A 6,502-nucleotide genomic window follows, 5' to 3' on the forward strand; every position below is an offset into this window, starting at 1 on the left:
GAACTGGGCGATCATCATCCTTGGCTACTGCAGCTTTCCCAATCCTCCTGACAGCTACCTGTCGGCGTTCTCGCAGGGCAGGGAACTGGTCGTCGTGCATATCGAGGAACACACGATGTTTTCTCGCGCCGAGCTCTGGAGCGCCGGTAAGAATATCTGGAGGGTTTGGCACAGCGGCGACAAGGAGGTCAGCGATCTCCAAACCACGGGAGATCTTCCAGCCTCCTTTGAAACCCTGCGGCAGCGAGCGTTTTCACAGCAGGACAAGGAAGGTGATGTCGACTATGTCTTCGACATTCCTCTCGATCTGGCGGCAGAGTTGACCGGCTTCAGGCACGATGAGGGGGCACCCGACCGGCTTTTCTTCGAGCTTGTCGAGAAACCCGCCCAGCACTGAGTTGGCACTCAGTCTCGGCACCTGGAGCGAAGTCAACCGCTTGAACCATCACCAAAAGTCCATTGATCCATCATAATTTTGTGATGGTCTTGCATGGCCGGCTGGGCCATAGCGTTGGGCCATGGTCACCGAGACAGCTCAGCTTGACGCAGATGCCAAGGCCCGCCGCGGCTTCTTCCTGGCGCTGGGCGCCTATTTCTTGTGGGGGCTGCTGCCCTTCTACATGAAGGCGGTGGCGCATCTGCCGTTGATCGAGGTGATCTGCCACCGCATCGTCTGGTCGGTGCCGATCGCCGCATGCGTTTTGGTATGGGCCGGTCGCACCGCCGATTTCAAGGCCGCGATCCGCTCGCCCAAGAGCATCGCCATGGCGGCGCTGACGGCGACGCTGATCTCGGTCAACTGGGGGATCTATGTCTGGGCGATCGCGGTCGACCGCACCGTCGAGACCGCGCTCGGCTACTACATAAATCCGCTGGTGGTAGTCGTCGTCGGTGCGCTGCTGCTCGGCGAGCGGCTCGACCGGCTGCAGATCGCGGCGGTTGCGCTGGCCGCCATCGCGGTGACCGTGCTCACCATCGAGGCCGGCAAGCTGCCCTGGGTGTCGCTGGCGCTGGCATTTTCCTTCGCCGCCTACGGCTTCTCCCGCAAGACGCTGCCGATCGGCCCGAGCCAGGGATTTCTGCTCGAAGTGCTGCTGCTCTCGGTGCCGGCGCTTTGCTATATCGGCTACTTGATCGCCACCGGGCAGGACCATTTCGTCTCCAGCACTGGTTCCGACACCGCACTGCTGATCGGTTGCGGCCCGATCACCGCGGTGCCGCTGCTGCTGTTTGCCTTCGGCGCCAGGCTGCTGCGCCTCTCCACCATCGGCATCATGCAGTATATCGCCCCGACCATGGTGTTCCTGATCGCCGTGCTCGTCTTCGACGAGCCGTTCGGCAGGACGCAGGCAATCGCCTTCGCCCTGATCTGGGCGGCGCTGGCAATGTACAGCTGGTCGATGTTCAAGGGGCGCCAGGCGGTCCCCGCGGCAAGATAAGCAATTCCAGGAAAAGTGCGCAGCGGTTTTCCGTCCGGAATTGCGTCAAAACAAGGAGTATGCCCGGTGTACGTCTTGCACATTGCCAACAAGAACTATTCCTCATGGTCGCTGCGGCCCTGGGTGCTGATGCGAGAGCTCGGCATCCCGTTCGAGGAGCGGCTGACCCCGTTCCCGACCGGATCGAGCTTTACCCTCTACCGGGTGTTCTCGCCGAACGGCCGCGTGCCGTGCCTGGTCGATGACGGCTGGGCGGTCTGGGATTCGCTCAGCATCGTCGAATATCTGGCCGAGCGCCATCAGGGCGTATGGCCGGCGGACGCGAAGGCGCGAGCCTGGGTGCGATCGGCGGCCGCCGAAATGCATTCGAGCTTCATCGCGCTGCGCAATCTCTGCCCGATGAGCTGCGGCCTCAGCGTCGAGCCGTTTGCGATGTCCGACGCCCTGAAGCACGATCTCTTCCGTCTCGGCGACCTCTGGAACGATGGCCTGGCCCGCTTCGGCGGTCCGTTCCTCGCTGGCGAGCGCTTCACCGCCGCCGATGCCTTCTTTGCCCCGGTGGCGTTTCGGGCGCAGTCCTATGGGCTGGTTTTCGAAGGCGCCGCGGCCGCCTATCCCAAGCGGCTGCTCGACCTGCCTGCTATGCGCGAATGGTACGCGGCGGCCCTCGCCGAGACCTGGCGTGAACCGGCCCACGAGGCCGAGGTCGCCGCCGCCGGCACTGTCATCGAGGACCTGCGGGCGCCAGCGTAGGCTCCAAACCCGCGCGAGCCGCTTCAGGCGCTGCGTGGGCCGCGATGAAGGCGTCGATGGAACCGAAGAACGCCGGCTGCTCGGCGCGGATTTTCTCGTCGCTCCAATCCCACCACCGGATCGCAAGCAGGCTTTCGATTTGGTGCGCGTCGAACCTGTAGCGGATAAGCCTGGCCGGATTGCCGGCCACGATCGCGTAGGGAGCGACGTCCTTGGTGACGATGGCTCCAGCGCCAACGACGGCACCGTCTCCTATCCTGACACCAGGCATGACTATGGCGCGGCGCCCGACCCACACGTCATTGCCGATCTCGATGGGGCCATTCGTGAGCAGGTCCGATCCATCCGGCTCCTCCCTCGTCACACGAACCTTGAACGGATAGGTGGAAACGAATGATGTCGGGTGATTGGCGCTGCACATGAAAAGCGCTTCATTGGCGATCGAGCAAAAGGCGCCGATCCTGAGCGAGGAGTGCGCTCCACAGCCGTAAATCATTTTTGACTCGACGCCATAAGTCCAACGGCCAACGGACGCAAATGGCGGCAGCGCGGTCTTGTCTCGGCGGAGCCCGAGCCATGTTCTGAGCTTCCTGGCGAACCCCATGCGCATCCTCATCGAAACGGGATGCTGGCCGAAGCATCCGCGATTCCGAGTTGTGTACCACAACCCAAAATCCCGGAGTATGGTCTCCTCGGCCGGAAGGATCCGGTCCTACACGCGCCCAAGCCGCCTGACGAACAGATAGACGGCGCAAGCGACGAGCAGCGACACCGCCGTCACCACCCAAAATCCGATCGGCGAGTCCAGCAGCGGCAGGCCGCCGACATTCATTCCGAACAGGCCCGAGATGATGGTCATCGGCAAGAGCACCGCCGTCATAACGGACAGGATATAGAGCAGCTGATTGGACTGCATCGTCAGCTTGGCCATCAACTCGTCCTGCAGCAGCCGTGTGCGCGCCTGCAACTGCTCGCCGTCGTGATAGAGCGTGTGCGCCCGGTGCGAGAGCCGCGCCGCCATGTCGTTGACCGGATCGGGCAGGTCGTTGCGGTGCGAATGGTCGAGATGCCGAAACAGGCTGGTCAGCGTCGCCATCTGCCGGTGGATCACCACGAGCTGCCGGCGCGCGTCGACCAGCGCTTGCCGCTCGCTGTGCCATGCGTCGCACACGATCCGGTCCTCGATGCCGTCGAGCGTCTCGGATAGGCCGCCGAGCTCGGCCGCCATGCCGTCCAGCGACTGGCCCATGACGGCCTCGATCAGTTCCGCCGGCGAGCGGAATTTCCGCGTCCCGTTCTCGACCGCCTTGCGGATCGCGTCGACCGACTGCAGCGGCTGCTTGCGGGCGCCGATGAGCATCCTGTCGTTGAGCGCGAAGCGGAAATGGCCGAGCCCACGCGCTTCGGCCGAATAGTCATGGCGCAGGTCCGGCAGGTCGCCATAGAGCCAGTCGTCCTCAAGGTCGATATGGCAGCCATGGCTGGCGATGAGGAAGGCCTCGCGCACGGGGGCGGGCAAAGCCTGCTCGTTGGCGATCGCCTGGCGCGCGCGCATGTCGGAGATCTGGTAGCTGCGCCAGGTCCAGTGCGCTTGTGCCGCGTCCTTCGTGCGCAGGCCGTCGGCGGTGAAATGATAGAGGAAGAACAGCCCTTGCTCATCGGGCAGATAGGGCGACAGGGCGTTCTCTTCCGAAGCGAGGGCAATATTCATGGAGGCTTCGCCGGGTCTTCGACTTCAGCGCCGCGTAACTGCGGCCGGCGATGTTTCTAGCACGGGCTGCCCCGGTTTCATGTGACGGTTCCGTGACGTTGCACGCCGCGCACGCAACCGCCGCTTGCCACGATTGGCGAGTCACCATCCGTGCCCGCGTGGCCGTCAGTGCAGATAGCCGAGCAGCCAAAGAATGAGAATGATAGGCAGCGGAATCCCGATGAGCCAGAGCAGTGCGCCTCGCAGCATGACGATCTCCTGAGTTGCTGTTCTCTGAGGCAACGCCAATTCGAGGGCTTGGTTCCGAGACGGGAATCAGCTGCAGTAGATCGGCAGGCGATGGGGGAACCGATGCTCAAATGGGGCGCGATACTGGGCATCATCGGCTTTCTTGGCGGCTTCGTCGGCCTCGTCATCTTCACGCCCGAAGCCAACCACGGTCCGCTTCTCGGCATCTTCATCACCTGGCCACTCGGCTTCGTCCTGTCGTGCGGTCGGGCCGCTGGCGGCGAGGAAATAGCGGCCGAAGGTCCCGCAAATGCGATGCAGAACGCCCGGCCGTGAGGTCTGGGCTGAGGCGCTGCGAACTGGCAAGATGGCCCCTACCGCGACGTGATCCGGGAGGCGAGGGCTAGGCGATGACTTTGCTTCAATTCGATATCACCGGCGAACAGGTATCGGACGAAAAAACGGAGGAGGTCATCCGCGAGGCGGAACCGCATCGTGGCCTGGTGCGCTACCGCCCCGATGGCGGCGAGCTTTTCATTCACACGCGGGTGAACATGGCGCTTCTGCGTGCTGCAGCGTCGCTTCCGATCCTGCTCCTGAAGCTCACCCCGCGCGCAAACGAATTGATGCCGCGCGACGCTCTCTTGACGCCCAAGGGATCGAGTCGGAACTACGCCTTCCTCGAAAGGCTCTGCGAGGATCTGGCGGCCGCAGGCTGCCCAGCCTGCTATATCGCTGAACAGCATGGCGAGGGGCGCCGCGATTTCTACTTCACGACGGAGGACATCGCCGGTTTCGAGGAGGTAGCCCGCACAGCCGCCGAGGCCTTGGCCTTCCCACTCAACCTTGAGGAACATTCACTTGCCGCCGTGGCGCCGCTCATTCTTCCTGCCGAGGCGATTGGCGACCTCGGTCTGAAAATCGCCCCGGATGCCCGCATCCGGCCGACGCGCTTCGAGTTCTGGGGCGCCGAGCCCTCTCTCGCCAGGCTGCGCGCCGAATTGGAGAAGCGCGGCTATCGCTTTCTAGGACTGGAGACATTCTCCCGCGAACTCCGGATGATGAAGAGCGTGCCGATCGATGGAGAAGGGTTCCTGGCCGTGCTAAGGGAGATCGTTCCCCTGGCCCGGTCTTTGCAGTGTAGCTATTGCGGCACCGAGACTGTCGAGGGCCATGAGCAGTTCCTGCTCGCACGCCCTCTTCCCCAGCGCTATGGCGGCGTGGGGCGAGGCGGCCTTTTTCGTCGCATTTTCGGTGGCGGCGGCTCGTAAGCGCTGCCGGTTTGAGGCAGCGCTTACGTAGGCAGTAGGCAGTAGGGGCTGTCTTTCCCTATTGCCAACTGCCTATTCCCTACTGCCTTACATCTTGTCTATCACCGACTGCACGCCTTCCGTCGGCGCGTCGACGGACGAGCCGGCCACCATGATGGCGGCGACAATCGCTTCGGGGTCCGCGACCACCAGCGGTTTCACCCGGTGCGCGGTGTGGATGAAGCCCTCACCGCCCATATGGTCGAGCAGCGCCAGCATCGGATCCCAGAACCCCTTGATGTTGGCAAAGACGATCGGCTTGCGATGATGGCCGAGCTGGCCCCAGGTCATGATCTCGACGATCTCTTCGACCGTGCCGATACCGCCCGGAAGCGCCACAAAGGCGTCGGATTTTTCGAACATCCTGTGCTTGCGCTCGTGCATATTGTCGGTGATCACGAGCTCGTCGAGCCGGTCGAGCGCGGTCTCGGTTGCTTCCCTGTTGATGAGGAAGCGGGGAATGATGCCCGTCACCTTGCCGCCGGCCTTGAGCGCGCCCTCGGCGACGGCGCCCATTATGCCCTTGGTGCCGCCGCCGTAGATCAGCCTCAGGCCCGACTTTGCGAGCGAGCGGCCGAGCAGGTGGCCGGCCTTGACGTAGGTTTCATCGCGGCCTGGAGACGAACCGCAATAGACGCAGACGGATCGAATCGTGTTCATGCCGATGATTGGTGATAGGGACGGCAGACATGGTCAAGCCCGGGACAGGCTTTTTCTTGGCCGGCCCTTTTTCTTGTGGGACTCGCTAAAACACGCTAGACCGGCGTTAGGTGGCTAAGGGGCAGTCAAAAATGGCAATTAATCCATTGAAGGCGTTGTTGTTTACCGCGGGCGGCGCCATCGCTGCGGTGGGAACCGCCTATGTGTCGGGCGCGCTCGATCCCTATCTCAATCGCACGCCGCCGGCCGAGATCGCGGCGCTGGCGCCGGGCGAGACCAAACCGGCGGAAACCAAAGCGGCCGATCAGGGCACCGAGGGGCGGCTGCCAGCCGCGCCGGCGCCAGCCACCGACGCGATGGCACCCGCGGCGCCATCCGCTCCCGCAGCCCCGGCGGAAGCC

At 63.5% G+C, this 6,502-nt stretch carries 8 protein-coding genes and 1 pseudogene; 6 read left to right on the forward strand and 3 right to left on the reverse strand.

Features of this window, described 5'->3' with window-relative positions:
• The 3 genes from EN745_RS36345 to EN745_RS26905 form a co-directional block, all read left to right on the forward strand.
• A partial coding sequence (locus tag EN745_RS36345; protein WP_210213777.1) for a hypothetical protein occupies positions 1-397 on the forward strand: 397 nt, incomplete at its 5' end.
• Between the two features lie 121 nt (positions 398-518).
• On the forward strand, positions 519-1,439 hold the full coding sequence (rarD, locus tag EN745_RS26900) for an EamA family transporter RarD (RefSeq protein WP_127422655.1): 921 nt from the start codon (positions 519-521) through the stop codon (positions 1,437-1,439).
• A 66-nt stretch (positions 1,440-1,505) separates the two neighbouring features.
• Positions 1,506-2,192, forward strand: a complete 687-nt coding sequence (locus tag EN745_RS26905) for a glutathione S-transferase family protein (RefSeq protein ID WP_126055683.1) — start codon at positions 1,506-1,508, stop codon at positions 2,190-2,192.
• On the opposite strand, the gene EN745_RS37235 is transcribed toward EN745_RS26905, so the two are convergent.
• Together EN745_RS37235 and EN745_RS26915 are read right to left on the reverse strand one after the other, a co-directional pair.
• Positions 2,164-2,688: a CatB-related O-acetyltransferase gene (locus EN745_RS37235; RefSeq protein WP_281033530.1), complete on the reverse strand. Its 525-nt coding sequence runs from the start codon at positions 2,686-2,688 to the stop codon at positions 2,164-2,166. The two genes, EN745_RS26905 and EN745_RS37235, sit on opposite strands and share 29 nt — an antisense overlap.
• 216 nt (positions 2,689-2,904) lie before the next feature.
• A complete protein-coding gene (locus tag EN745_RS26915) occupies positions 2,905-3,903 on the reverse strand; it encodes a transporter (RefSeq protein WP_126055681.1) in 999 nt (332 codons plus the stop codon).
• Positions 3,904-4,254: 351 nt separating this feature from the next.
• Between EN745_RS26915 and EN745_RS26920 the strand changes: the two genes are divergently transcribed.
• Positions 4,255-4,467 carry a hypothetical protein gene (locus EN745_RS26920; RefSeq protein WP_126055680.1) on the forward strand — a complete coding sequence of 71 codons (213 nt, stop codon included), beginning with the start codon at positions 4,255-4,257 and terminating at the stop codon, positions 4,465-4,467.
• A 74-nt stretch (positions 4,468-4,541) separates the two neighbouring features.
• Positions 4,542-5,402 (forward strand): hypothetical protein, encoded by an 861-nt coding sequence (locus EN745_RS26925; RefSeq protein WP_126055679.1) that lies wholly within the window; start codon positions 4,542-4,544, stop codon positions 5,400-5,402.
• Positions 5,403-5,489: 87 nt separating this feature from the next.
• On the opposite strand, the gene EN745_RS26930 is transcribed toward EN745_RS26925, so the two are convergent.
• Positions 5,490-6,101, reverse strand: a complete 612-nt coding sequence (locus EN745_RS26930; protein WP_126055678.1) for a TIGR00730 family Rossman fold protein — start codon at positions 6,099-6,101, stop codon at positions 5,490-5,492.
• 131 nt (positions 6,102-6,232) lie between these two features.
• Here EN745_RS26930 and EN745_RS26935 point away from each other — a divergent pair.
• Positions 6,233-6,502: pseudogene (locus tag EN745_RS26935) on the forward strand (peptigoglycan-binding protein LysM); the annotation flags it as partial.

The sequence above is a fragment of the Mesorhizobium sp. M4A.F.Ca.ET.022.05.2.1 genome (assembly GCF_003998845.1).
GTDB lineage: Bacteria > Pseudomonadota > Alphaproteobacteria > Rhizobiales > Rhizobiaceae > Mesorhizobium.

Excerpts from the sequence above, each read along its gene's own strand:
- rarD (WP_127422655.1), top strand. The coding sequence starts at position 519 with ATGGTCACCGAGACAGCTCAGCTTGACGCAGATGCCAAGGCCCGCCGC.
- EN745_RS37235 (WP_281033530.1), bottom strand. The coding sequence starts at position 2,688 with ATGATTTACGGCTGTGGAGCGCACTCCTCGCTCAGGATCGGCGCCTTT.
- EN745_RS26915 (WP_126055681.1), bottom strand. The coding sequence starts at position 3,903 with ATGAATATTGCCCTCGCTTCGGAAGAGAACGCCCTGTCGCCCTATCTG.
- EN745_RS26920 (WP_126055680.1), top strand. The coding sequence starts at position 4,255 with ATGCTCAAATGGGGCGCGATACTGGGCATCATCGGCTTTCTTGGCGGC.
- EN745_RS26925 (WP_126055679.1), top strand. The coding sequence starts at position 4,542 with ATGACTTTGCTTCAATTCGATATCACCGGCGAACAGGTATCGGACGAA.
- EN745_RS26930 (WP_126055678.1), bottom strand. The coding sequence starts at position 6,101 with ATGAACACGATTCGATCCGTCTGCGTCTATTGCGGTTCGTCTCCAGGC.